Origin of the sequence: Nocardia spongicola (genome assembly GCF_047200775.1) — a bacterium.
Classification (GTDB): Bacteria; Actinomycetota; Actinomycetes; order Mycobacteriales; family Mycobacteriaceae; genus Nocardia.
Genome location: NZ_JBJZOO010000018.1, coordinates 43,669 through 66,648 on the forward strand (window position 1 = coordinate 43,669; position 22,980 = coordinate 66,648).

Sequence of the window (22,980 nt, forward strand, 5' to 3'; positions counted from 1 at the left end):
TACAGTGGTAGTGATTATCGTCACGGTAGCCGCTTAATGCATGCCACCCAGATGTGAATGAGCTTGCATAGTCATGCATAATCATCACATGGTTGATTCCTCGGATGTGTCCCACTCGTCCGGGCCTGTCGTGCGGGTCGCGGTGGCCGGTGCCAGCGGGTACGCAGGTGGCGAAGTATTGCGTCTGCTGCTGGGGCATCCGGCCTACCGAACCGGGCGCCTCGTCATCGGGGCGCTGACCGCGGGAACCAACGCCGGAACCAAGCTCGGGGAGTTGCAGCCGCATCTGTTGCCGCTGGCCGACCGGGTGCTGGCGCCGACAACGGCTGCCGAATTGGCCGGACACGATGTGGTCTTCCTCGGTTTGCCGCACGGCCAGTCGGCGGCTCTCGCCACGCAGCTGCCCGAATCCACGGTGATCATCGACTGTGGCGCCGATTTCCGGCTCACCGACCCGGCGGTATGGGAGAAATACTACGGCAGCCCACATGCGGGCAGCTGGCCCTACGGCCTGCCTGAGCTACCCGGCGGCCGGGAGAAGCTGCGCGGCGCTACCCGGATCGCGGTCCCCGGCTGTTATCCGACGGTGGCCAGTCTCGCTCTGGCTCCCGCGGTCGCCGCGGGTATCGTGCGGCCCGCCGTCCATGTGGTCGCGGTCAGCGGTGCCTCGGGAGCGGGGCGCAAGCTGGATGTGGCGCTGCTCGGGTCGGAGGTGATGGGTTCGGCGCGGGCCTACGGCATCGCGGGCGCGCACCGGCACACTCCGGAAATCGCGCAGAACCTGTCCGCGGCCGGTGGCGTCGATGTCGCGGTGTCGTTCACCCCGGTGCTCGCGCCGATGCCGCGCGGCATTCTCGCCACCTGCACCGCACCGACGGAGGTGGATGCCGCACAGGCCCGCGCGGTATACGAAAAAGCTTATGCCGATGAGCCTTTCGTGCATCTGCTGCCTGAAGGTGTGCTGCCGCAGACCGGTTCGGTGCTCGGCTCCAACGCGGTCACTCTGCAGGTCGCGGTAGACGCCGACGCGGGCACGCTCGTCGTGATCGGCGCGATCGATAATTTGACCAAGGGCACCGCGGGGGCCGCAGTGCAATCGATGAACCTGGCCCTCGAATTCGACGAGACCGCAGGACTTTCCACTGTAGGAGTGGCACCGTGACGACAACCGATACCGCGAGCGGCAAGCTGGTCCGGACCCAAGGTGTGACCGCGCCGCTCGGTTTCCGTGCTGCGGGTATTGCCGCGGGTATCAAGGCCAATGGCAAACCGGACCTCGCGCTGGTGTTCAACGAGGGCCCTGAATACCCGGCCACGGGTGTGTTCACTCGCAATAAGGTGAAGGCGGCCCCGGTGCTGTGGTCGCAGCAGGTGCTCACCGGTAAGCGGCTGCGCGCGGTGATCCTGAACTCCGGCGGCGCCAATGCCTGCACCGGTCCTGGCGGCTTCCAGGACACGCACAAGACCGCCGAGGAACTCGCCGCCGCGCTGAGCAATTGGGGCACCGAGACCGGTGCGGGGGAAATCGCGGTCTGCTCGACCGGACTGATCGGCGACCGGCTCCCGATGGACACGTTGCTTCCCGCGATCACCGAGATCGTGCACGAGATGGCAGGTGGCCTCTCCGGCGGTACCGAAGCCGCCTGCGCCATCATGACCACCGACACCGTGCCCAAAGAAGCGGCGTTCCACCACCGCGACAAGTGGAATGTCGGCGGTATGGCCAAGGGGGCGGGCATGCTGGCCCCGTCGCTGGCGACCATGCTGGTTGTGCTCACCACCGACGCCGTGGTCACCGCCGACCAGCTCGATCAGGCCCTGCGCGCCGCCACCGCGTGTACCTTCGACCGGCTCGATGTCGACGGTTCCTGTTCCACCAACGACACGGTGTTGCTGCTGGCCAACGGTGCCAGCGGGATCACACCCGGCCAGGAGGAGCTCGACGCCGCCGTGTTCGCGGTGTGTGACGATCTGGCCGCCCAGCTGACCGCTGATGCCGAGGGCGTTACCAAGCGGGTGCTCATCACCGTCGCAGGCGCGGTCAGCGAAGACGAGGCGGTCACCGCGGCGCGTACCGTCGCCAGGGACAGCTTGGTCAAAACGGCGCTGTTCGGCTCCGACCCGAACTGGGGCCGGGTGCTCGCTGCGGTCGGCATGGCTCCGGTCACACTGGAGGCGGACCGGATTTCGGTGTCGTTCAACGGCAGTCCGGTATGCGTCGACGGGGTCGGGGTGCCCGGCGCCCGAGAGGTGGATCTGTCCGGCGGCGATATCGAAGTGCTGATCGACCTGAATATCGGCTCCGCGCGCGCGACCATCCGCACCACGGACCTCTCGCACGGTTACGTCGAAGAGAACTCGGCGTACAGCTCATGAGTAGTCAGGTGTTACATACGCTCTCCGCGCTGGACAAGGCGCACGTACTGGCCGACGCGTTGCCCTGGTTGCAGAAGTTCCGGGACAAGATCGTCGTGGTGAAGTACGGCGGCAACGCGATGATCGACGATGAGCTCAAGCGGGCCTTCGCCGCCGATATGGCTTTCCTGCGCACGGTCGGCGTGCATCCGGTGGTTGTGCATGGCGGTGGCCCGCAGATCACCGCCATGCTGCAACGGCTCGGTCTGCAAGGAGAGTTTCGCGGCGGTTTCCGGGTGACCACTCCCGAGGTGATGGATGTCGTACGGATGGTGTTGTTCGGTCAGGTCGGCCGGGAACTGGTCGGCCTGATCAACGCGCACGGTCCGTACGCGGTCGGCATCTCCGGCGAGGATGCCGGGCTGTTCACCGCGACCCGCCGGGGCGTCCAGGTGGACGGTGAGCTGACCGATATCGGTTTGGTCGGCGACGTCAGCAAGGTGAACCCGGACGCGGTACTCGACTTGATCGGCGCGGGGCGTATCCCGGTGGTCTCGACCATCGCGCCGGACGCCGACGGTGTGGTGCACAACATCAACGCCGATACCGCCGCCGCGGCGCTCGCCGCCGGTATCAGCGCCGAGAAGCTGGTGGTACTCACCGATGTCGAGGGCCTCTACACGAACTGGCCGGACCGCTCGTCGCTGACCACGCGCATCGACGCCGCCGCGCTGGCGGAGTTGCTTCCACGCCTGGATGCGGGCATGGTGCCCAAGATGGAAGCCTGCTTGCGTGCCGTGCGAGCGGGAGTGCCGACCGCACATGTGATCGATGGCCGGATCCCGCACGCGGTGTTGCTGGAACTGTTCACCGGAGAAGGAATCGGAACGATGGTGACATCTGCCCCGCAGGACGCACCCGCACCGGACGGAACGAAACAATGAGCACAGCCGAACTCCAGCAGCGGTGGTCTGCCGCGCTGATGAACAACTACGGCACGCCGGGTATCGCGCTGGTGCGCGGCGCAGGCGCCGTCGTCTATGACGCGGAGGGCAAACGCTACGTCGATTTCCTCGGCGGTATCGCGGTCAACAGCCTCGGGCACGCGCACCCCGCGATTCTGGAAGCAGTCACCCAGCAATTGGGGACCTTGGGGCACGTCTCGAATCTGTACGCGACCGAACCGGTGATCGAGCTGGCCGAGCGGTTACTCGCGCACTTCGGAGACGGCGAGGGCCGGGCGTTCTTCTGCAACTCCGGTACCGAGGCCGTCGAGGCGGCGTTCAAGATCGCGCGGTTGACCGGGCGCCGCAGCATTGTCGCGTGCGAGGAGGCATTCCACGGCCGCACTATGGGGGCGCTCGCTCTCACCGGACAGCCGGCCAAACGGACTCCGTTCGAGCCGATGCCGCCCGGTGTCGTCCATGTGCCCTACGGGGATGCCGCGGCACTGGACGCCGTAGTCGGCGCGGACACCGCAGCGGTGTTCCTCGAGCCGATCATGGGGGAGAGCGGCGTGGTGGTGCCGCCATTGGACTACCTGGCCGCGGCGCGTGAGATCACCGCGCGCAACGGCGCGCTGTTGGTGCTCGACGAAGTGCAGACCGGTATCGGTCGTACCGGTACGTTCTACGCGCATCAAGCCGCGGGCATCGTGCCGGACGTGATCACTCTGGCCAAGGGGCTCGGCGGTGGTCTGCCCATCGGCGCGGTGCTAGCCAATGGCATGGCGGCGGATCTGCTCACACCCGGCCTGCACGGCACCACCTTCGGCGGCAACCCGGTATGCGCGGCGGCCGCGCTCGCGGTGCTGCGCACGATCGACGACACCGATCTGCTCGCACATGTGGAGTCGATCGGCAAACGGCTCAGTGATGGTATCGAGCTCCTGCGGCATCCCTTGATCGAGCGGGTGCGCGGTGCGGGGCTCTTACTCGGCATCGTGCTCACCGACGCGCTGTCTGCGCAGGTCGAGGCACGGGCGCGGGCCGAGGGGTATCTGGTGAACCCGGCCAAACCCGAGGTGATCCGGCTCGCGCCGCCGCTGGTGCTCACCGAGACCCAGGTGGACAATTTCGTCGCCGATCTGCCCAAGATCCTGGACGGCGCTATCGAGGATGCGAAAGGTGATCTGGCGCAATGATTTCTGAGCAGGTACGGCACTTCCTGCGTGATGACGACATCAGTCCGGCCGAGCAGGCCGAGATCCTCGCCCTCGCTGCCGAACTCAAACAGGCGCCGCTGTCGCGGCGACCGCTGGCCGGGCCACGCGGTGTCGGCGTGATCTTCGAGAAGAACTCCACCCGCACCAGATTCTCCTTCGAGATGGGTATCGCCCAGCTCGGCGGGCATGCGGTAGTCGTGGACGGTCGCGACACCCAGCTGGGGCGGGAAGAGACGCTCGGCGATACCGGCCGGGTGCTCTCACGCTATGTCGATGCGATCGTATGGCGGACCTTCGAGCAGTCCCGGCTCGACGAGATGGCAGAGACCGCTACGGTTCCCCTGGTCAATGCGCTGTCCAACGAGTTCCACCCGTGTCAGGTACTCGCGGATCTGCAGACCCTGGTCGAACGCTACGGCGATCTGACCGGGCGTGAACTGGCCTACTTCGGCGACGGTGCCAACAATATGGCGCATTCCCTGCTGCTCGGCGGTGTCACCGCGGGGTTGAATGTGACCATCGCCGCACCCGCTGGATTCGAGCCGCTGCCCTGGATTGTGGAGGCCGCGCGCAAGCGGGCCGCGGAGACCGGCGCCACCATCACCGTGACCGATGATCCGATTGCCGCGGCCGAGGGCGCCGACGCGCTGGTCACCGATACCTGGACTTCCATGGGCCAGGAGAACGACGGCCTGGACCGGGTCGGGCCGTTCCGGCCGTTCCAGCTCAACGACGCTCTGCTCACCCGTGCCCGGCCGGAGGCCGTTGTCCTGCACTGTCTGCCCGCACATCGCGGGGAGGAGATCACCGACGAGGTGCTCGACGGGCCGCACAGTATGGTCTGGGACGAGGCCGAGAACCGGCTGCACGCACAGAAGGCGCTGCTCGTCTGGCTGCTGGAACGCCGCTACGGGAGTACGGCGTGACCACGCAGGACTCCGGTACGGCGGGTATGCGTGGTGCCGAGCCGAATGGGATGGCGTGGTGAGCGTCTCGCAGTCGGAATCGAGCAAGGGTGGTCCGGTGATCGCGCGCACCCGTGCGGGCAGGCAGTCACGCATTGTCGAATTGCTGTCCGCGCATGCGGTGCGCAGCCAGACCGAGCTGGCGGCGCTGCTCGCGGCCGAGGGCATCGAGACCACCCAGGCGACGTTGTCCCGAGACCTGGATGAACTGGGCGCGGTCAAACTACGTGCCGCTGACGGCGGTGCGGGTGTCTATGTGGTGCCAGAGGACGGCAGTCCGGTCCGCGGCGTTACCGGCGGCACCGGCAGGCTGTCCAAGCTGCTCGGTGATCTGCTGGTGTCCACCGACGCCAGCGGCAATATCGCGGTGCTGCGCACTCCGCCCGGCGCCGCCCATTATCTGGCCAGCGCGCTCGATCGTGCTGCGCTGCCCTATATCGTCGGCACCATCGCCGGCGATGACACAATCGCCGTTATCGCGCGCGAGCCTCTGACCGGCGCCGAACTGGCCGCGAAGATCGAACAACTCGCCTGAGTTCCAGCGCCCGCGGCCCCGTACCGGACTGGCTGTGGGCGCTGGAACTTTCAGGACATCCGGCTGCCGGGATACCGGGGTAGTGGCTGTGCCAGGGTGTAGGCATGGCCGTTGTCCCAGCTGGGGGATGGCACCCGATTGTGAATGGGCTTGCATCATCATGCATAATCATTTGCAGGACGGTGCGGGCCGCGGTGGCGGGAAGCCGGTCCGGGCCACACTTACGCGCGACCGCGCGTGTGAGCAGCGACAACAATTACGCAGACGAGCACCGAAATCGAGGAGCACACGAACATGTCCGAGCGCGTCGTACTCGCCTACTCCGGTGGGCTGGATACCTCCGTCGCGATCAGCTGGATCGGTAAGGAGACCGGCGCCGAGGTGGTGGCCGTGGCCATCGACCTCGGCCAGGGTGGCGAGGATATGAACGTGGTGCGCCAGCGCGCGCTGGACTGTGGTGCGGTCGAGGCGGTCGTTGTCGATGCCCGTGACGAGTTCGCCAACGAGTACTGCCTGCCGACCATCCAGGCCAATGCGATGTACATGGGGCAGTACCCGCTGGTATCCGCGATCAGCCGCCCGCTGATCGTCAAGCACCTGGTCGAGGCCGCCAAGTTCCACGGTGCGGGCACTGTCGCGCACGGCTGCACCGGTAAGGGCAACGACCAGGTCCGCTTCGAGGTCGGTATCGGCGCGCTCGCACCCGACTTGACCGTGATCGCCCCGGTGCGGGACTACGCCTGGACCAGGGAGAAGGCCATCGCCTTCGCCGAAGAGAACGCGCTGCCGATCAATGTCACCAAGAAGTCGCCGTTCTCCATCGATCAGAACGTATGGGGCCGCGCGGTGGAGACCGGGTTCCTCGAGGATCTGTGGAATGCCCCGACCAAGGACGTGTACGACTACACCGCCGATCCGACGGTCAACTTCGAGGCTCCCGATGAACTCATCGTCACGTTCGACAAGGGCGTGCCGGTGGCCATCGACGGCCGCCAGGTCAGTGTGCTGGAGGCGATCGTCGAGCTGAACCACCGCGCCGGTCGGCAAGGTGTGGGCAGGCTGGATATGGTCGAGGATCGGCTGGTCGGCATCAAGAGCCGGGAGATCTACGAGGCGCCAGGCGCGATTGCGCTGATCACCGCGCATCAGGCTCTGGAACACGTCACCATCGAGCGTGAGCTGGGCCGCTACAAGCGGCAGGTCGAGCAGCGCTGGGGTGAGCTGGCTTATGACGGTCTGTGGTTCTCGCCGCTCAAGCGGGCCCTCGACGCCTTCATCGGCGATACCCAGCAGCATGTCTCCGGTGATATCCGGATGGTCCTGCACGGCGGCTCCGTCGTGGTCAACGGTCGCCGTTCGGAACAATCGCTCTACGACTTCAACCTAGCCACCTACGACGAGGGCGACACCTTCGACCAGTCCCTGGCCAAGGGCTTCGTGCAGATCCACGGCCTGTCGTCCAAGGTCGCCGCCCGCCGCGACCTGAACCAGAAGTAATTCCAGACGCGCCGGTGCCCAGAAACGTACCGGCGCGTCTCTATGTTCGGTGACTACCACACCGACGCAAGAACAAGTGCGACGACCGATCTCGCAAGAACCGCGACAACTGGTCTCGAAAGAACATGGGTAACTCACCGGGTACTCCCAGAACCCGAGCACCCCAGAACGTAAGACCTGAACGCAAACCCCACGGCACACAACTGGTACGGCCTGAATCCCGGAGAGGCGGAACAGCATATGACGCAGAGTGGCAGCACTAATCAGGGCGCACTCTGGGGCGGGCGATTCGCTTCCGGTCCGGCCGAGGCCATGGCCGCGCTGAGTAAATCGACGCACTTCGACTGGGCGCTCGCCCCCTACGATATCCGCGCGTCGAAGGCACACGCGCGGGTGCTGCACAAGGCCGGACTGCTGTCGGATACCGATCTGTCCGGCATGCTGGCCGGGTTGGATCAGCTCGCGGCGGATGTGGCTTCCGGCGCGTTCGGCCCCGCCGATTCGGACGAGGATGTGCACGGTGCGCTGGAACGGGGACTGATCGAACGGGTCGGTACCGAGCTCGGCGGCAGGCTGCGGGCGGGACGCTCACGCAACGACCAGGTGGCGACCCTGTTCCGGATGTGGTTGCGCGATGGCGTACGCCGGATAGCGGCGGGCCTGATCGCGGTGTTGGACGCGCTGGTCGACCAAGCCGCCGCGCATCCGGACGCGGTGATGCCGGGTAAGACCCATCTGCAGGCCGCCCAGCCGGTGCTGTTGGCCCACCACCTGCTCGCGCACGCGCACCCGCTGCTGCGCGATCTCGACCGGTTGCGTGACTTCGACCGCAGAGCGGCGGTGTCGCCCTATGGTTCCGGCGCGCTGGCCGGTTCCTCGCTCGGCCTCGATCCGGAGGCGATCGCCGCGGACCTTGATTTCGCGGCGGCCGCAGCCAACTCGATCGATGCCACCTCCGCGCGGGATTTCGCCGCGGAGGCGGCGTTCGTACTCGCCATGATCGGTGTCGATCTGAGCCGGATGGCCGAAGAGATCATTCTGTGGAGCACACCGGAATTCGGCTACATCACTCTCGCCGACGCCTGGTCGACCGGCTCTTCGATCATGCCGCAGAAGAAGAATCCGGATGTCTCCGAACTCACCCGTGGTAAGGCGGGCAGGCTGATCGGTAATCTCACCGGTTTGCTGGCCACCCTCAAGGCGCAACCACTGGCCTACAACCGTGACCTCCAGGAAGACAAGGAACCCCTGTTCGATTCGGTCGCGCAACTGGAGTTGCTGCTTCCCGCTATCGCGGGACTGGTCGGCACCCTGACCTTTCATACCGATCGGATGGCCGAACTCGCACCTGCCGGTTTCACGCTGGCTACCGATATCGCCGAATGGCTTGTCCGCCAAGGGGTGCCGTTCCGTGTCGCGCACGAGGCGGCGGGCGCATGTGTGCGGGCAGCCGAATCTCGTGGCGTCGGCCTCGATGAACTCACCGACGAGGAGTTCGCCGCCATCGATCCGGCGCTGACCGGACAAGTGCGTGAGGTGCTCACCGTACAGGGATCCATCGCCTCCCGTAATGCCAAGGGCGGAACAGCGGGAGTGCAGGTCGAGGCACAGTTGCAGGAGGTACGCGCGGCGGTGACCGCGGCGCGTATTCGGCTCGGCTGAACGGACGCATCCGCCACGGCCCCGAGCCGCCCGTGTGCGGTACCCGAGGCTGATTACGCTGCGGCAATGACTTTGCTGTTGCTCGCACTGGCTATCGTGGCCGAGGTCACCGCGACCGTATCGCTGAAGCTCTCCGATGGGTTCACGAAGCTGACCCCCTCGATCGTCGTTGTCGTCGGTTACTGTGTGGCGTTCTTCTTCTTGGCGCAAGCACTGCGGCGCGGTATGCCGATCGGGGTGGCCTACGGTATCTGGTCGGCGGCCGGTGTCGCGGTGATCGCGCTGATCGGTGTGCTGTTCCTGGATGAACGACTGAGCCTGGTGCAGGTCGGCGGTATCGCGTTGGTGATCCTCGGTGTGCTGGCTCTGGAACTCGGCGGTGCGCAGTGATTTCCTCTGGTACGACTGGCGGAGTCCCTATGAGGTCGGCTCAGCCGTACTGTCGTACGCCGGGAATCCAGCTGATCGGCGCTGCCGGGTCAATCCGTCACACGAACCGGATATCCCGCGCTGCCGAGTGCGGTGAGCACCTCGTCACGGTGGGCAGAGCCCTTCGTTTCCAGGGTCAGCCCCACTTCGACCTCATCGATCGCCAGCCAGGTACCGGTGCGTGAATGCACCACGTCGACGACACTGGCGGCGGTTTTGCCGATGACGGCCAGCAGTGCACCCAGTGCGCCGGGGCGATCGGAGATGGTCACGCGCACCGCGAGATAGCGGCCTGCCGCGCTCAGACCGTGCCCGATCAGGCGGGTCAGGAGCAATGGGTCGATATTGCCGCCGGACAGGATCGCGCAGACAGGGCCGCGCAGCCCGAGTTCCTCCGGTGTGGCACTCATCAGCGCGGCGACTGCCGCGGCGCCCGCGGGCTCCACGATCAGCTTCGCGCGTTCCAGACACAGCAGCAGCGCCTGCGACAGGGCTTCCTCATCGACCGTCACAATGGCCGAAACGTGCTGAGCTACCTCGGTGAACGGAACTGTGCCCGGTAGGCCGACCGCGATGCCATCGGCCATCGTCGACATCCGGCCGACCCGGATCGGCCGCCCGGCTGCCAGCGACTCCGGCCATGCGGCCGCTTCCGCGGCTTGGACCCCGATCACACGTACCTCCGGTGCCAGATGTCGCAGGGCGACCGCGATACCAGCCAGCAGCCCACCACCGCCGGTGGGGACAAGGACCGTGCCGAGGCCGGGCAGTTGCTCCAGCAACTCCAGTGCCACACTCGCCTGCCCGGCCACGATATCGGGGTGGTCGAACGGGTGGATCAAGGTCGCCCCGGTCCGGTCGGCGAAATCCAACGCGGCGTCGAGTGCCTCGTCGACGGTCTCGCCGACCTGATGCACCTGGGCGCCGTATGCCTTGGTCGCGACCAGTTTCGGTAGTGATGCCCCGACCGGCATGAACACCGTCGATTCGATGCCGAGTTCGGTCGCCGCCCATGCGACTCCTTGTGCGTGATTGCCCGCGCTCGCCGCGACAACGCCGTACGCCCGTGATTCCTGCGGCAGGTTCGCGATCCGGGTATAGGCGCCACGCGGTTTGAATGATCCGGTTCGCTGTAAGTTCTCACACTTCAGCCATACCTCGGTGTTCGCACGCTCGGACAACACGCGCGATGCCACCAGCGGGGTGCGCCGGACCACCGGAGCCAGCAGCCGCATCGCTGCCTCGATCCGGTCCATCTCTACCGATTCCATACCGTCATGCTGCCATTTCCGACAGCGTTGATCCGGTGTGCGACAGTGCGGACCCGGCGTACGCCTGCGGTCAGGCAGCTCGGGCGAGCCGGTGGGCGACCATACTCAGCCGCGTGAGGCGAGCGTCACCGAGTGGAGTGAGCTTGCCGCCGAGGCGATTGGTGACGAAGCCGAGCGACATTCCGGTCGCGGGGTCGGCGAAACCTCCGGAGCCACCGAGCCCGAAATGGCCGAAGGCCGAGATCGGATCCTGTTTGGATGGCTTCATCGGCACCCCGTGATAGCCCATGGCCCACGGCACGCGGAAGGCCAGCACGTAGTCGGGGGTGAAAACCTGTCGCCGCGTCATCTGCTCGATGGTGTCCTGGCGCAGCAACTGGTATCCGCCGAGTTGCCCGCCATTGGCGAGGGCACCGTACACGCGGGCCAGCGCGCGGGCGGAGAAGACCCCGTTGAGGCCGGGCATCACCGAATCGTGCAGACGAGGATCGGCGATCAGATCGGCGAAGCCCGCCGGTGTGGTCTCGGCGGCGGCCGCGAATCGGGTTCGGGTGAGCAATCGGGAGCTGCGTTCCCAGCTCATGCCCGCCACGGTCAGGCGAGGGAAGTTGGTAGCGATGCGCGCGCGCTCGGTGATCGGGACCCGGAACCAGAGTTCTTCGGCGGCGAGTGGCTGGGCGATCTCTGTGCGCAGTACCTCCTCGAAGTCCGTTCCGCTGACCCGGCGCACCAGCTCGGCGGCCAGATGCCCGTAGGTGATGCCGTGATAACCGCTGGTCACCTCATGCCGTGCATCGGGTGGGGCCGCGGCGAGGGCCGCGGTCACCGCCGCGTCATCGAAGAATTGCTCGATCGGTCCTGGCAGCAGCCCGCGCAGCCGGTGCAGCCCGGCCCGGTGGGTGAGCATCGCGCGCACGGTGATGCGGTCTTTACCCGCGGCCGCGAACTCGGGCCAATAGGTCGCGACCGGCTCGTCGTAGTCGATCAGGCCTTGTTCGGCCAATCTGTGCACGAGTGTGCTGGCGATGCCCTTGCTCGTGGAATACGCCATCGCGACGGTATCGTGCGCCCACGGCACGCGAGGATGCGCGAACCCGGCCCAGACGTCCACTACCGGCTCCCCGTGCAGGTAGACCGCCAGCGCCCCGCCACCATCGGACGGTCGCCGGAAAAGCCGGTCGAACTCGACAACCAGACGCGCGAAGCGGCGATCGACGAGCTGTGCTGTCGAAGAGGTCGAAGAGGTCATGGAAGCTCCTGTCGTACTGATCTATCCAGCATGGTATGCCCCAGTGCGCACAGCGGATTCGCGGTGCGGGGGCCTGCACCGTGCGGGAAGGCATTTCCTGACTGTCGCATGTGGGGGCGGGCCGCGACACGGTTCCCCTGACTGTGGTGTTTCGACACACTGGTTCCACAGCATCGAGCGCCGCCACCTTTCGTGAGTGACGAGCGCTGATGTGGCTGTGATCGGTCGGGCAGGATCAGCTGTTGCTGTAGCTTTTGATCTTCTCCAAGGGGTGACCACTACGGTCAGCTCATATACGGCCAGCGCGATGAACCCTGGATTACTGCGCGGAGAGGCCGATGAATCTCCCTGTCACCGCGTAATATTCATGTCGATAAGTAGATATTCGCATCTAAGCATTTTTCTGATCCGAAAGCCGCAAGGGCATAGTCGAACGAGTGCAGTTCCAGAACGGCCAGGAGGGGGTCAGGGTGCCGAGGTGCTCGAGCGGTACGCCTGCTCTGCGAGTTCGAGCACGCCGGTCAGCCACGGTGTATAAGCGTCCTGGTTCGTGGTCAGGGCGGCGTGTAGTGCCTCCGGTCGTACCCAGGTGTAATCGAGGACCTCGGCCGGGTCCGGTCGAGGGGAGTCGCTTACCGACCGGCCGATCAGCACGTGATCCCATTCGGACTCGACGCGGCCGGTGCTCGGGTCCGCGGCGTGATAGCGGTAGATCCCCGCTTCGGTGAGCGTGGTGCGCAGTCCCATCTCCTGCGTCAGTCGCCGTGCCGCCGCGGTAGCGACCGGTTCACCGGGAGCGGGGTGGCCGCAGCAGGTGTTGGCCCAGAGGGCGGGAAATCTGGTCTTTCCCGGTGCGCGCTGTTGTAAGAGCACCCGGCCCGTGGCATCGAAGAGCAATACGGAGAACGCGCGGTGCAGCAGCCCGGGGGCGCGATGAGCCTCGGCGACCGAACACGCGCCGATCGCTCGTCCGGAATCGTCGACGAGTTCGACGGGCAGCGCCTCGCGGTCGGTGCTCGGCTTGTTGTCGATGCTCGGCGGGCTGGGGTTGTCGGTCACCCGCTCACTGTATCGACGGCACTCGGGCTCGGGTCGGGCATCGGACCCGATACGCGGCCCGGCCGTGTCGTCTCGGCCGCGTGCGAGGGCCGGACACGATCATCCGACATGTGACATGTCACAGCGGGCACATAATGGACATGAGGTATGGAATGCTCGTCTGAACATCTCGGCGTGTGCGGCGTGTCACGTTCTAGGGTAGGGGCTAGGAGCGATGGTGAAGTTGAGTGCGAAGGATGTAGCCGGCTCGATGCAGCGGTTGCTGGCTACCGCGCAGAACGGTCTGGAAGTCATCCGTTTCGGTGGGTTGAGCCACGATGTCGCGTCGTCGCCCTTCGACGTCGTCGAGCGCAGACGCATGTACCGGTTGCGACATTACTTCCCGGAGGACACCACTCCTGGCCGTCCGGTGGCTCTGTTGGTGCCTCCGCTCATGGTGAACGCCGATATCTGGGACGTGAATGCCGAAGGCGGTGCCGTCGGTGTGCTGAACCGCAGCGGAATTGATTGCTGGGTAGTCGATTTCGGTTCTCCCGCGAGTGAGGAGGGTGGTTGGCAGCGCGATCTCGCCGATCACGTGCTCGCCATCAGCAGTGCTATCGATACCGTTACCGAGGCCACTGGTGGCGGTGTGCACCTGATGGGCTATTCCCAGGGCGGTATGTTCGCCTATCAGGCCACCGCGTACCGGTACGGCAAGGGCGTGAACAGCATCGTGACCTTCGGCAGCCCGGTCGACATCGTCGCGGGTATCCCCTTCGGGCTGCCCTATGGCATGGTCTCCGACGTCGCGGATTTCCTGGCCGACCATGTGGTCACCCGGTTGCCGATCACCGATTTCATGGTGCGGATCGGTTTCCAGTTGCTCGATCCGGTGAAGACGGCGAAGTCCAGAATCGATTTCCTGCGTCAGTTGCACGACCGCGAGGCCCTGCTGCCGAAAGAGCGGCAACGCCGGTTCCTCAACAGTGAGGGGTGGGTCGGTTACGCGGGCCCGGCCGCGGCGGATCTGCTCAAGCAGTTCGTCGCACACAATCGGTTGATGCTCGGCGGTTTCGTGATCCGTGATCAGCCGATCTCGCTGGCCGAGCTGAAATGCCCGATCCTGGCATTCGTCGGCGAAGTCGACGATATCGGCCAGCCCGCGGCGGTGCGCGGTATCCTGCGCGCCGCCCCGAATGCGGAAGTCTACGAGGCGACCCTGGTCGCAGGGCATTTCGGCTTGGTGGCCGGAAGCATGGCCACCAATCACACCTGGCCGCTGGTGCGGGAATGGATCGAATGGATGGGCAGCGGTAAGCCGCTACCCCCTGAGATCACGCCGATGACAGAGCATGTGGCGAGCAATCGTCCGCGTTCGGCGGCTACCAGGATGATCCACACCGCTGCGAGCCTGGCCGAGACGGGTACCGGAGTGGGGAAGGCGCTGGAGGGCATCGCGAACAACACGGTGCGCGGCTCGATCGAACTGGCCGGTGAGGCGGCTCGGGCGCTGCCGAGGCTGGCCCGTCTCGGCATGATCCAGCCGCACACCAGGATCTCGCTCGGCAGGCTGCTCGCCGAGCAGGCTCGTCGCGCGCCGTTGCGGGATCTGTTCCTGTTCGATGATCGGGTGCACACCAATGCGGCGGTCGGTACCCGCATCGACAATGTGGTGCGCGGCCTCGTCTCGGTCGGTGTGCGTCCCGCGATGCGGGTGGGTGTGGTGATGGAAACCCGGCCGAGTGCGCTGGCGGCCGTCGCGGCGCTCTCCCGGATCGGCGCTGTCGCGGTGTTGCTCGCCCCCGGCAGTGAATTGGACCGAGCGATCGAGCTGACCGGTTCCGAAGTCTTGATCACCGACCCGGAGAATTTGCGCCAGGCCGCCGCGATGGGTACCAGAGTTCTGGTGCTCGGTGGCGGTGCCGAGCGTGAACTGGACATTCCTGTTGACGACCGGATTATCGATCTCGAACAGATCGATCCGGTTCAGGTGCAGTTGCCCGCCTGGTACCGGCCGGACCCCGGATTGGCAAGGGAGCTGGCTTTCGTTCTCGTCACGGGCACCGGCGAGCGGCTGGAGGCGAAGTACATCACCAACTATCGCTGGGCGCTGTCGGCATTCGGCACCGCGACCACAGCCGATCTCAACCGCAGAGATACAGTGTATTGCCTTGCGCCGCTGCATCATTCGTCTGGACTGCTGGTCAGTCTCGGTGGGGCGGTCGCGGGTGGTAGCCGGATAGCGTTGGCGCGTTCACTCGATCCGGTGCGCTTCGCCGAAGAAGTCCATCGCTTCGGCGTCACTGTGGTGACCTACACCTGGACTATGCTGCGCGATATCCTCGACGCCGAGGTCTTCCCGGCAGGGCATCGCCACCCGATCCGGTTGTTCATCGGCTCCGGGATGCCTGCCGGTCTATGGCGTCGCACCGTCGAGCAGTTCGAGCCTGCCCGGGTGCTGGAGTTCTACGCCTCGATCGAAGGTGATGTGGTGCTGGCCAACGTCACCGGGAGCAAGCGAGGATGTAAGGGCAGGCCGGTTCCCGGCACCGCGAAGGTGGAACTGGTCGCCTACGATCCGCTCACCGAACAGATTCGGGTCGATGAAGCCGGTTTCGCTCGACGTTGTGTGGATAACGAGGTCGGCTTGCTGATCGGCAAGGCCGCCGAGGATGCCGACCTTTCCGCGGGTGGCTTGCGTGGAGTATTCGCCGCAGGCGATTCGTGGATGCCGACGGAAAACCTGTTCCGCCGCGACAGCGAAGGGGACTACTGGTTGATCGACCGGACAGACACGGTGATACGCACCCGTCGTGGCCCGGTTTTCGGTCAGCCGATCGCCGATGTGCTCAACGACATCACCGCGGTCGACCTGGAGGTCGTCTATGGGCTCGGGGCAGGCGACCATTGTCTCGCGGTAGCGGCGGTGAGCGTGCGCAAGGGTTTGCGGCTCGAACCGCATGAGGTCACCGAAGCGTTGCGCGCATTGGAGCCGGACCAGCGGCCGGACGTGGTGTACCTGGTTGACGATATCCCGCGCAGTCCGTCCTACCGTCCTTCCGCGGGCGCGGTACAGGCAGAAGGGCGGCCGGAGCCGGGGCCGGGCACCTGGTGGTACAACCGGGCCTCGGACGTCTACGAGATCCTCACCGAGGACCAGGCACCGGTGCTGTTCGGTGGCTGAGGGCGCGCGGCGCCGGAGCTATCGGGCGGTATCGAGCTGCGGGGGACGCGGGGATATGTGGTTCGGCGGTGCGCGTCCTGGACGGTTCTCGGTGCGGCTGGTCAGGAAGGTAGGTTCCTGGTATGCCTGAGCACACCACCTTGGATGCCACCCTGTTGCGCCTGTTGGCCTGCCCGCAGGACAAGGGGCCGTTGTGGCTGGTCCGCGCGGCCGATGGCAGCGCGCAGCTCTACAACCCACGTCTGCGCCGGGCATACCCCATCGAGAACGGCATCCCGGTGTTGCTCGTCGATGAGGCCAGGGATGTCACCGACGCCGAACACGAGACCTTTACCGCCGCACAGGCAGGCGCCTGACCCGCGCGCATTCCACCGCTGTCGCAGGTGTGCGCTGGTCAGTCGTGGCCTGCTCGGGTCGCCATAGCCCGGTGATCCGAGTCCTGATGATCCGGGTGCGAGAACTCCGGTTCTGGTCCGCTGCCGCCCGATCCGATATCGCCGGTCAGATACCGTTGCAGCGTGGGCCCGACCATACCGGCCAGGTCGGGTACCGGCATGGCGGCCAGCGGTTCGACGCCGACGATCTTGCGCGCCACCATGACGCCCATCATCTGCGAGGCGACCAGGGCGATCCGGATGTCACCGTCGTCATCCGGGGTGGCGATCCGTCTGCGAACGCGCTCCAGCACCACTTCCAACAGGAATTTCCTGGCCAAGGCAGGGTCGTCGCCGGAAAGGATGCTGCGCGCCACCGCGACGATGCCGGCGCCAGCGGGGGAATCCCACATCGTGACTACTGCGCGAACGATATTCTCGCCCAACCGGTCCAGTGGCACCGACTCGATGGTCCGCAATATCGACTCCGGATCCACCGGAAAATCCACTACCGCGGCGAACAGTTGTTGTTTGGTGCCGAAATAGTGGTGCACCAGCGCCGGATCGACACCGGCTTCGGCGGCGATCGCGCGCACCGAGGTCTTATCGAAGCCGGCCTCGGCGAAACGTGCGCGGGCGGCCGCGAGGATGGCCTCGCGGGCGCCCGACTGTCCAGGTCTGCGGCCGGTGCGGGGGGCACGCGCGGTATCACGGGAGCCGTCGCTTGCCGTCATGCCGTCCGCCGACGTAGCGTGGCCGCGCCGAGGCATAAGGCGACGATCGAGAATCCGGCGACAATGCCCAGATCACGCCACATCTGGCCGCTGGCATCCGGATTCGTCGATACCTGTTGCAGCGCGTCGACCGCGTAGCTCAACGGCATCACGTTGCTGATCACCTCCAGCCAACCGGGCAATTGGCCGCGGGGAACGAGTAAACCGCACAGGAAGATCTGCGGTGCGACCACGACCGGCATGAACTGTACGGCCTGGAATTCCGTGCGCGCGAATGCGCTTGCCAGCAGGCCCAATGCCACTCCGCATATCGCGTCGAGCACCGCGATCAGTACGACCCAACCGGGGTTGCCCGCCGCGTCGAGCCCGAGCAGGCCGAAGGCGACAAGGCAGGCGACGGTTGCCTGGGCTCCTGCCGCCAGGGAGAAGGCGGTTCCGTACCCGGCCAGCAGATCGAGTTTCGACAGCGGTGTCGACAGCAGCCGCTCCAATGTGCCCGACGCGCGTTCTCGTTGCATGGCGATCGCGGTGATCAGGAACATCACGATGAACGGCAGGATGCCGAGCATGCTGATGCCGACTCGGTCGAACAGCGAGAGCGGTTCGGTCGGGTCGGTCGGGGTGTTCACGTAGATGAAGTACAGCAACACCATCAATAGAGCGGGCACCAACAGAATCATGGCGACGGTGCGGTGGTCGTTGCGTAGCTGGCGCAGAATGCGTCCGGTAGTCGCGAAATAGGGCCGCAGCGGCGATGTCTGTTGCGGTGTGGCCTCCAGCGTGGTGGTCATGCGTTCGATCCCATCGTGATCAGGGTGAGGAAAGCGGTCTCCAGGTTCTGTTCCCCGGTCTGCGTGCGCAGCTGTTCCGGGCTGAGCTGGGCGAGCAGGTGGCCTTCACGGATCAGCAGCAGCCGGTCGCAGTGCTCGGCCTCGTCCATAACGTGACTGGACACCAGCAGCGTCGTTCCGCGCGCGGCCAGTTCGTGGAACTGTTTCCAGAGTTCGACCCGCAGCACTGGGTCGAGGCCGACTGTCGGTTCGTCCAGCACCAGTAGTTCGGGTCGGGCGACCAAGGCGCACGCGAGCGAGGCGCGGGTCTGTTGTCCGCCGGAGAGTTCATCGCCACGTTGCCGAGCCTGCGCTTGTAGGCCGACGGCCGTGATCGCGTCATCGACATCGGTGCGAGTACGGCCGTAGAGCGCGGCGAAGTACATGACGTTCTCGCGGACGCTGATATCGGAGTAGATGCTCGGCGCCTGGGTGACATAGCCGATCCGGTGCCGCAGCGCCGCCGAGCCGGCGGGGAGGTCGAGCGCGTAGATCTCACCCGATTCGATGATCTGAGTGCCGACGATACTGCGCATCAGTGTGGTCTTGCCGCAGCCGGATGGGCCGAGCAGCCCGGTGATCGACCCGCGCGGGATGGTCAGCGAAACATCGTGGAGCACTTCCCGGCCACCACGGCGGACCCGGAGGTTCCGGACTTCGACGGCGGGGGATGAAGGATATTGCGGCATGATCGCCTCAATTCATCGAGTGTTGAATTCACTGTGTGATGAATTTAGTGGATATGGGGGTGGCTTGACAAGAGCGCGGTCCGGATCAGCGGTCGTGGTGTGGTGGCAGTACCGCCGACGTCTCGCCAGGGTGCGCGACCACGAACCGGCCCGTCGTGCCCAGGTCCTCATACCGCGGCAGCTGGTAGTGCTGCGGGCAGGACGGGTATGGATCGGTTGGACCGTTGAACCGCGTTGCCGAGCGCACCAGGGCGTGCGGTGGTGAGAAGACGATGCCCTCGGGTCGATCAGCGTGGCGGCCCCTTGTCGAACGCGAGCACCAGAACTGCATATCGTTGACGTGGAATTCGTGCGGTATACGCGTCATCGTCACGTACTATCGTGGTTTCCGCGGTACAGCGGGTGACCGTGAAATCGATTGCGGTGCGCCTCTTCGAGGCGGAGTTCGGCCGCGCGCACGAATCGGAGCCTCGGCACGGACATCCGACCGAACGGTAGGAGTGTCAGCGGTGAAAGCAGTTCGATACACGAGGTACGGTCCGCCGGAGGTACTCGGCATTCACCAGGTCGACCGACCTGTTCCCCGAGCCGACGAAGTCCTTGTCGAAGTGCGTGCGACCACGGTGACCTCGGCGGAAACGCTTATGCGGCAGGGGCGGCCATGGTGGGGGCGGTTGATAATCGGCTTCACCCGGCCGCGGCGGAAGTGGCGGCGGCTCGGGCTGGAACTGGCCGGTACGGTAGCGGCGGTCGGTGCGAATGTGCGTCGATTCGCGCCGGGCGACGAGGTATTCGGGTTCACCGGCTTCGGTGTCGGGGCTTGTGCCCAGTACATCTGCCTGCCGGAAACCGCGTCTGTCCAGCACAAGCCAACCGGCGTCGATTTCGAACAAGCGGCTGCCGCTGTCGACGGTGCCTCTACCGCGCTCTACTTCCTGCGCGATCTGGCACGAGTACGTCGCGGACAGCATGTTCTGGTCAACGGTGCCTCCGGCAGCATCGGAACCTACGCGGTGCAGCTGGCCGAATATTTCGGCGCCGAGGTGACCGCAGTGTGCAGTGCTCGCAACGCCGACTTGGTGAGAGAACTAGGTGCCGACTGGGTAATCGACTATCAGAAGGAAGATTTCACCGATCACCACAACACTTATGACGTCATCTTCGACACTGTTACCGCGTGCTCCTTCAACCGATGCAGGCGAGCGCTGACATCACACGGCTGCTACCTCCCGACGACCGGTCTCACGAACTGGTTGCTCGCCGCAGCGACCGCGCTACGTGGGGGCAGGACAGTCAAGGCAGGGATGTCCGTGCACAAGAGGGAAGCATTGCTTTTCCTGAAGGATCTCATCGAGTCCGACCGCCTCCGTATTGTCGTCGACCGCAACTATCCGATGGATCGAATCGTCGATGCCCACCGGTATGTCGGACTAGGACACAAAGTCGGCAACGTCACCGTCACTATCGCCCACTGAAACGGCTTGTGGATCACTGAACAGTGCCTGCTGCCGTGATCCCGCGCTTCGAGACCTTGGCTTTGGGTTTGTGCCTGCATCAGTAGTGTCAGCCTCATGTCGTCGGATCGACCAAGACGCCGGAACGACCAGGACAATGACCGGTATGACCGCCGAGAAACTCGCTGTCGAACCATCCATGGCCGCCAGGCGCCTGCTCGGGGCAGCCTTGTGGTCGGGGCCGGTCGGGGTACGGATTGTCGAGGTCGAAGCGTATGGAGGGGATCCGGCGGGCCCATGGCCCGACCCGGCTTCGCATTCGGGACGTGGGCGGACCGAGCGTAACGCCGTGATGTTCGGCCCAGCGGGAATGCTGTATGTGTATCTCAGCTACGGGATGCACACGTGTGTGAATGTCACGAGCGGGCCGGACGGCACCGCCAGTGCTGTATTGATCCGCTCCGGTGTGGTGATCGAGGGAGTGGAGGTGGCGCGCGCTCGCCGTCCGGCTGCTCGGTCCGACCTGGACTTGGCCCGTGGTCCTGGCAATCTCGGCAGTGCGCTCGGCATTACATTGCATGACTACGGCACCGCGCTGTTCGATCCGTTTTCCCCGATTCGGCTGGAGCTGAGTGATCCGGTCGAGGCCGCTGTGATCGCCAGCGGTCCACGGGTAGGTGTCAGCAGTGCGGCGGATGTGCCGTGGCGGTTCTGGCTCTCCGATTCACGAGCGATATCGGCGTACCGGCGCAGCCCACGTGCGCCTCGGTCCGCTATGAAACGAGCTTGACCACCGGGGCCTCGTATCGGTGTGTCGGTAGGTCGCTCTGCATGGGCATTGGCTACCGGAGTGATGTCACCTCGGGTTTCGGAGCGCGGCGTGTCGGCGTATGAGCTGCCGTAGCCGCTCCATGACACCGAGGCGCACCCGGAGCCGTGGGTCGCATACGGAAAGATGAGGCACTGTGAGCGGCGATATCATCGATGAACTGACCTGGCGCGGCCTGATCGCGCAGTCCACCGACTTGGATACCTTGCGCGCGGCGGCGGTCGCTGGGCCGCTGACCCTCTATGCCGGCTTCGACCCAACCGCGGCCAGCCTGCACGCAGGCCACCTGGTGCCATTGCTCGCCTTGAAACGTTTCCAGCGCGCGGGCCACCGTCCGATCGTGCTGGCAGGCGGCGCCACCGGGTTGATCGGTGATCCGCGTGATGTGGGCGAGCGGACTATGAACTCGACCGACACCGTGGCGGGCTGGGCCGAGCGAATCCGCTCCCAACTGGAGCGCTTCGTGGATCTGGACGATTCGCCGACCGGAGCCGTCATCGCCGACAACATGGACTGGACCGGATCATTGACCGCGGTCGATTTCCTGCGCGATATCGGCAAACACTTCTCGGTGAACGTCATGTTGGCCAGGGACACTGTTAAGCGACGTCTCGACGGCGAAGGAATTTCCTACACCGAATTCAGTTATATGCTCCTGCAAGCCAATGACTACCTGCAGCTACGCCGCAACTACGGCTGCACATTGCAGGTCGGCGGCTCCGACCAGTGGGGCAACATCATCGCGGGCGTTGAACTCAACCGCCGCGTCGACGGCGCATCCGTGCATGCGTTGACGGTTCCGCTGGTGACCTCGGCCGATGGGAAGAAGTTCGGCAAGTCCACCGGCGGCGGCAGTCTGTGGCTCGATCCGGAGATGACCAGTCCGTACGCCTGGTACCAGTACTTCGTGAATACGGCAGACGCTGATGTGGTGCGTTACCTGCGCTGGTTCACCTTCTTGTCCCGCGAAGAACTCGATGAGCTGGAGCAGGTGACCACCGAGCGCCCGCATTTGCGGGAGGCGCAGCGCAGGCTGGCCGCCGAGATGACAACCCTGGTACACGGCGCGGACCACACTCGTGCGGTTCAGCTGGCCAGCCAGGCATTGTTCGGCCGCGGTGAACTGCGTGACCTGGACGAGGCCACGCTCGGCGCCGCGCTGCGCGAGACTGCGATCGACGGTCAGGTCGCACAGGCCAGGGCAGGCGAGCCGAACACGATCGTGGATCTGCTCGTCGCGACCGGCCTGTGCGAGAGCCGTGGCGCCGCCCGGCGCGCAGTGAACGAAGGGGGAGCTTCGGTGAACAACGCCAAGATCTCCGATATCGAATGGACCCCCACGGACACCGATTACCTGCACGGACGCTGGCTCGTGTTGCGGCGCGGCAAGAAGAACCTCGCCGGGGTGTTGCGGGCAGACGCATGATCAGATCGGTGGCTTGAGTCACATTCATGTGATTCAAGCCCCCGATTACCCCGATAGCGTGCTCGTGACCTGCGGAAACGCGCCGTTGTCCAGGCGATTTGACGTAGTGTTTTCCGCCGCGTAACTTATTCCATGTCAGAGCGACACGGACACCGACCCGGAGCCGAGAAGCGAGGCGGAGACGCCGAGTGGAGGACCGGGAAACGAGGTAGGACGAGGAGCGCCTGGCGGATAGCAAGGACTGGGTTAGCATCCAGAGTTTGACTCCGATGGCCAGTCTAGCTAGAATGGA

General features: G+C 65.4%; 21 protein-coding genes. 14 read left to right on the top strand and 7 right to left on the bottom strand.

All coding sequences use genetic code 11. The annotated features are described in order from the left end of the window. The first annotated feature begins 88 nt into the window (after positions 1-88). From argC to ACL02S_RS21520, 9 genes are all read left to right on the top strand, one after another. Complete coding sequence (argC, locus tag ACL02S_RS21480) at positions 89-1,162, top strand: N-acetyl-gamma-glutamyl-phosphate reductase (RefSeq protein ID WP_412804272.1); 1,074 nt, start codon at positions 89-91, stop codon at positions 1,160-1,162. Continuing rightward, positions 1,159-2,376 (top strand): bifunctional glutamate N-acetyltransferase/amino-acid acetyltransferase ArgJ, encoded by a 1,218-nt coding sequence (argJ, locus tag ACL02S_RS21485; RefSeq protein ID WP_412804273.1) that lies wholly within the window; start codon positions 1,159-1,161, stop codon positions 2,374-2,376. Before argC ends, argJ begins: the two co-directional genes overlap by 4 nt. Next, positions 2,373-3,299 (top strand): acetylglutamate kinase, encoded by a 927-nt coding sequence (gene argB / locus ACL02S_RS21490; RefSeq protein WP_412804274.1) that lies wholly within the window; start codon positions 2,373-2,375, stop codon positions 3,297-3,299. The genes argJ and argB overlap by 4 nt, the downstream gene beginning before the upstream one ends. Continuing rightward, entirely contained in the window at positions 3,296-4,498 is a 1,203-nt protein-coding gene (locus ACL02S_RS21495; protein ID WP_412804275.1) for an acetylornithine transaminase, read from the top strand. Before argB ends, ACL02S_RS21495 begins: the two co-directional genes overlap by 4 nt. Further along, positions 4,495-5,445 (top strand): ornithine carbamoyltransferase, encoded by a 951-nt coding sequence (gene argF, locus ACL02S_RS21500; protein ID WP_412804276.1) that lies wholly within the window; start codon positions 4,495-4,497, stop codon positions 5,443-5,445. The genes ACL02S_RS21495 and argF overlap by 4 nt, the downstream gene beginning before the upstream one ends. A 58-nt stretch (positions 5,446-5,503) precedes the next feature. Next, positions 5,504-6,019, top strand: coding sequence for an arginine repressor (locus ACL02S_RS21505; protein WP_412804277.1), 516 nt, complete (start codon positions 5,504-5,506; stop codon positions 6,017-6,019). Between the two features lie 294 nt (positions 6,020-6,313). Next, a complete protein-coding gene (locus ACL02S_RS21510) occupies positions 6,314-7,516 on the top strand; it encodes an argininosuccinate synthase (protein WP_412804278.1) in 1,203 nt (400 codons plus the stop codon). Between the two features lie 240 nt (positions 7,517-7,756). Next, positions 7,757-9,178, top strand: a complete 1,422-nt coding sequence (argH, locus tag ACL02S_RS21515; protein WP_412804279.1) for an argininosuccinate lyase — start codon at positions 7,757-7,759, stop codon at positions 9,176-9,178. 66 nt (positions 9,179-9,244) lie between these two features. Continuing rightward, entirely contained in the window at positions 9,245-9,568 is a 324-nt protein-coding gene (locus ACL02S_RS21520; RefSeq protein WP_412804280.1) for a DMT family transporter, read from the top strand. A gap of 89 nt (positions 9,569-9,657) precedes the next feature. Here the strand turns inward: ACL02S_RS21520 and ilvA are convergent, their stop codons facing one another. The 3 genes from ilvA to idi form a co-directional block, all read right to left on the bottom strand. Then, positions 9,658-10,878 (bottom strand): threonine ammonia-lyase, encoded by a 1,221-nt coding sequence (gene ilvA, locus ACL02S_RS21525; RefSeq protein ID WP_412804281.1) that lies wholly within the window; start codon positions 10,876-10,878, stop codon positions 9,658-9,660. A 70-nt stretch (positions 10,879-10,948) separates the two neighbouring features. Beyond that, entirely contained in the window at positions 10,949-12,127 is a 1,179-nt protein-coding gene (locus ACL02S_RS21530) for a serine hydrolase domain-containing protein (protein WP_412804282.1), read from the bottom strand. Positions 12,128-12,592: 465 nt separating this feature from the next. Next, on the bottom strand, positions 12,593-13,186 hold the full coding sequence (idi, locus tag ACL02S_RS21535) for an isopentenyl-diphosphate Delta-isomerase (RefSeq protein WP_412804283.1): 594 nt from the start codon (positions 13,184-13,186) through the stop codon (positions 12,593-12,595). Between the two features lie 214 nt (positions 13,187-13,400). Here idi and ACL02S_RS21540 point away from each other — a divergent pair, with 214 nt between their 5' ends. Both ACL02S_RS21540 and ACL02S_RS21545 read left to right on the top strand, forming a co-directional pair. Continuing rightward, positions 13,401-16,352 carry an AMP-binding protein gene (locus ACL02S_RS21540; RefSeq protein ID WP_412804284.1) on the top strand — a complete coding sequence of 984 codons (2,952 nt, stop codon included), beginning with the start codon at positions 13,401-13,403 and terminating at the stop codon, positions 16,350-16,352. Positions 16,353-16,474: 122 nt separating this feature from the next. After that, positions 16,475-16,708 carry a Trm112 family protein gene (locus tag ACL02S_RS21545; RefSeq protein WP_412804285.1) on the top strand — a complete coding sequence of 78 codons (234 nt, stop codon included), beginning with the start codon at positions 16,475-16,477 and terminating at the stop codon, positions 16,706-16,708. A gap of 38 nt (positions 16,709-16,746) precedes the next feature. On the opposite strand, the gene ACL02S_RS21550 is transcribed toward ACL02S_RS21545, so the two are convergent. The 4 genes from ACL02S_RS21550 to ACL02S_RS21565 all read right to left on the bottom strand — a co-directional run bounded on the left by ACL02S_RS21550 (position 16,747) and on the right by ACL02S_RS21565 (position 19,346). After that, the gene (locus ACL02S_RS21550; protein WP_412804286.1) at positions 16,747-17,460 is read right to left on the bottom strand and encodes a TetR/AcrR family transcriptional regulator; all 714 of its coding nucleotides are present in this window, start codon (positions 17,458-17,460) and stop codon (positions 16,747-16,749) included. Further along, entirely contained in the window at positions 17,457-18,251 is a 795-nt protein-coding gene (locus ACL02S_RS21555) for an ABC transporter permease (RefSeq protein ID WP_412804287.1), read from the bottom strand. Before ACL02S_RS21555 ends, ACL02S_RS21550 begins: the two co-directional genes overlap by 4 nt. Beyond that, positions 18,248-18,979 carry an ABC transporter ATP-binding protein gene (locus tag ACL02S_RS21560; protein ID WP_412804288.1) on the bottom strand — a complete coding sequence of 244 codons (732 nt, stop codon included), beginning with the start codon at positions 18,977-18,979 and terminating at the stop codon, positions 18,248-18,250. Before ACL02S_RS21560 ends, ACL02S_RS21555 begins: the two co-directional genes overlap by 4 nt. An 85-nt stretch (positions 18,980-19,064) precedes the next feature. Then, on the bottom strand, positions 19,065-19,346 hold the full coding sequence (locus tag ACL02S_RS21565) for a hypothetical protein (protein ID WP_412804289.1): 282 nt from the start codon (positions 19,344-19,346) through the stop codon (positions 19,065-19,067). Between the two features lie 142 nt (positions 19,347-19,488). Here ACL02S_RS21565 and ACL02S_RS21570 point away from each other — a divergent pair, with 142 nt between their 5' ends. The 3 genes from ACL02S_RS21570 to tyrS all read left to right on the top strand — a co-directional run bounded on the left by ACL02S_RS21570 (position 19,489) and on the right by tyrS (position 22,688). Beyond that, the gene (locus ACL02S_RS21570) at positions 19,489-20,454 is read left to right on the top strand and encodes an NAD(P)-dependent alcohol dehydrogenase (protein ID WP_412804290.1); all 966 of its coding nucleotides are present in this window, start codon (positions 19,489-19,491) and stop codon (positions 20,452-20,454) included. Positions 20,455-20,599: 145 nt separating this feature from the next. After that, positions 20,600-21,223: a DNA-3-methyladenine glycosylase gene (locus ACL02S_RS21575; RefSeq protein WP_412804291.1), complete on the top strand. Its 624-nt coding sequence runs from the start codon at positions 20,600-20,602 to the stop codon at positions 21,221-21,223. Positions 21,224-21,398: 175 nt separating this feature from the next. Beyond that, a complete protein-coding gene (gene tyrS, locus ACL02S_RS21580) occupies positions 21,399-22,688 on the top strand; it encodes a tyrosine--tRNA ligase (RefSeq protein ID WP_412804292.1) in 1,290 nt (429 codons plus the stop codon). Positions 22,689-22,980: the final 292 nt, after the last annotated feature.

Excerpts from the sequence above, each read along its gene's own strand:
- ACL02S_RS21540 (WP_412804284.1), top strand. The coding sequence starts at position 13,401 with ATGGTGAAGTTGAGTGCGAAGGATGTAGCCGGCTCGATGCAGCGGTTG.
- ACL02S_RS21550 (WP_412804286.1), bottom strand. The coding sequence starts at position 17,460 with ATGACGGCAAGCGACGGCTCCCGTGATACCGCGCGTGCCCCCCGCACC.
- ACL02S_RS21530 (WP_412804282.1), bottom strand. The coding sequence starts at position 12,127 with ATGACCTCTTCGACCTCTTCGACAGCACAGCTCGTCGATCGCCGCTTC.
- argC (WP_412804272.1), top strand. The coding sequence starts at position 89 with ATGGTTGATTCCTCGGATGTGTCCCACTCGTCCGGGCCTGTCGTGCGG.
- ACL02S_RS21575 (WP_412804291.1), top strand. The coding sequence starts at position 20,600 with ATGACCGCCGAGAAACTCGCTGTCGAACCATCCATGGCCGCCAGGCGC.
- argF (WP_412804276.1), top strand. The coding sequence starts at position 4,495 with ATGATTTCTGAGCAGGTACGGCACTTCCTGCGTGATGACGACATCAGT.
- ACL02S_RS21545 (WP_412804285.1), top strand. The coding sequence starts at position 16,475 with ATGCCTGAGCACACCACCTTGGATGCCACCCTGTTGCGCCTGTTGGCC.
- ACL02S_RS21555 (WP_412804287.1), bottom strand. The coding sequence starts at position 18,251 with ATGACCACCACGCTGGAGGCCACACCGCAACAGACATCGCCGCTGCGG.
- ilvA (WP_412804281.1), bottom strand. The coding sequence starts at position 10,878 with ATGGAATCGGTAGAGATGGACCGGATCGAGGCAGCGATGCGGCTGCTG.
- ACL02S_RS21495 (WP_412804275.1), top strand. The coding sequence starts at position 3,296 with ATGAGCACAGCCGAACTCCAGCAGCGGTGGTCTGCCGCGCTGATGAAC.
- argH (WP_412804279.1), top strand. The coding sequence starts at position 7,757 with ATGACGCAGAGTGGCAGCACTAATCAGGGCGCACTCTGGGGCGGGCGA.
- ACL02S_RS21565 (WP_412804289.1), bottom strand. The coding sequence starts at position 19,346 with ATGACGCGTATACCGCACGAATTCCACGTCAACGATATGCAGTTCTGG.
- ACL02S_RS21520 (WP_412804280.1), top strand. The coding sequence starts at position 9,245 with ATGACTTTGCTGTTGCTCGCACTGGCTATCGTGGCCGAGGTCACCGCG.
- argB (WP_412804274.1), top strand. The coding sequence starts at position 2,373 with ATGAGTAGTCAGGTGTTACATACGCTCTCCGCGCTGGACAAGGCGCAC.
- ACL02S_RS21560 (WP_412804288.1), bottom strand. The coding sequence starts at position 18,979 with ATGCCGCAATATCCTTCATCCCCCGCCGTCGAAGTCCGGAACCTCCGG.
- ACL02S_RS21510 (WP_412804278.1), top strand. The coding sequence starts at position 6,314 with ATGTCCGAGCGCGTCGTACTCGCCTACTCCGGTGGGCTGGATACCTCC.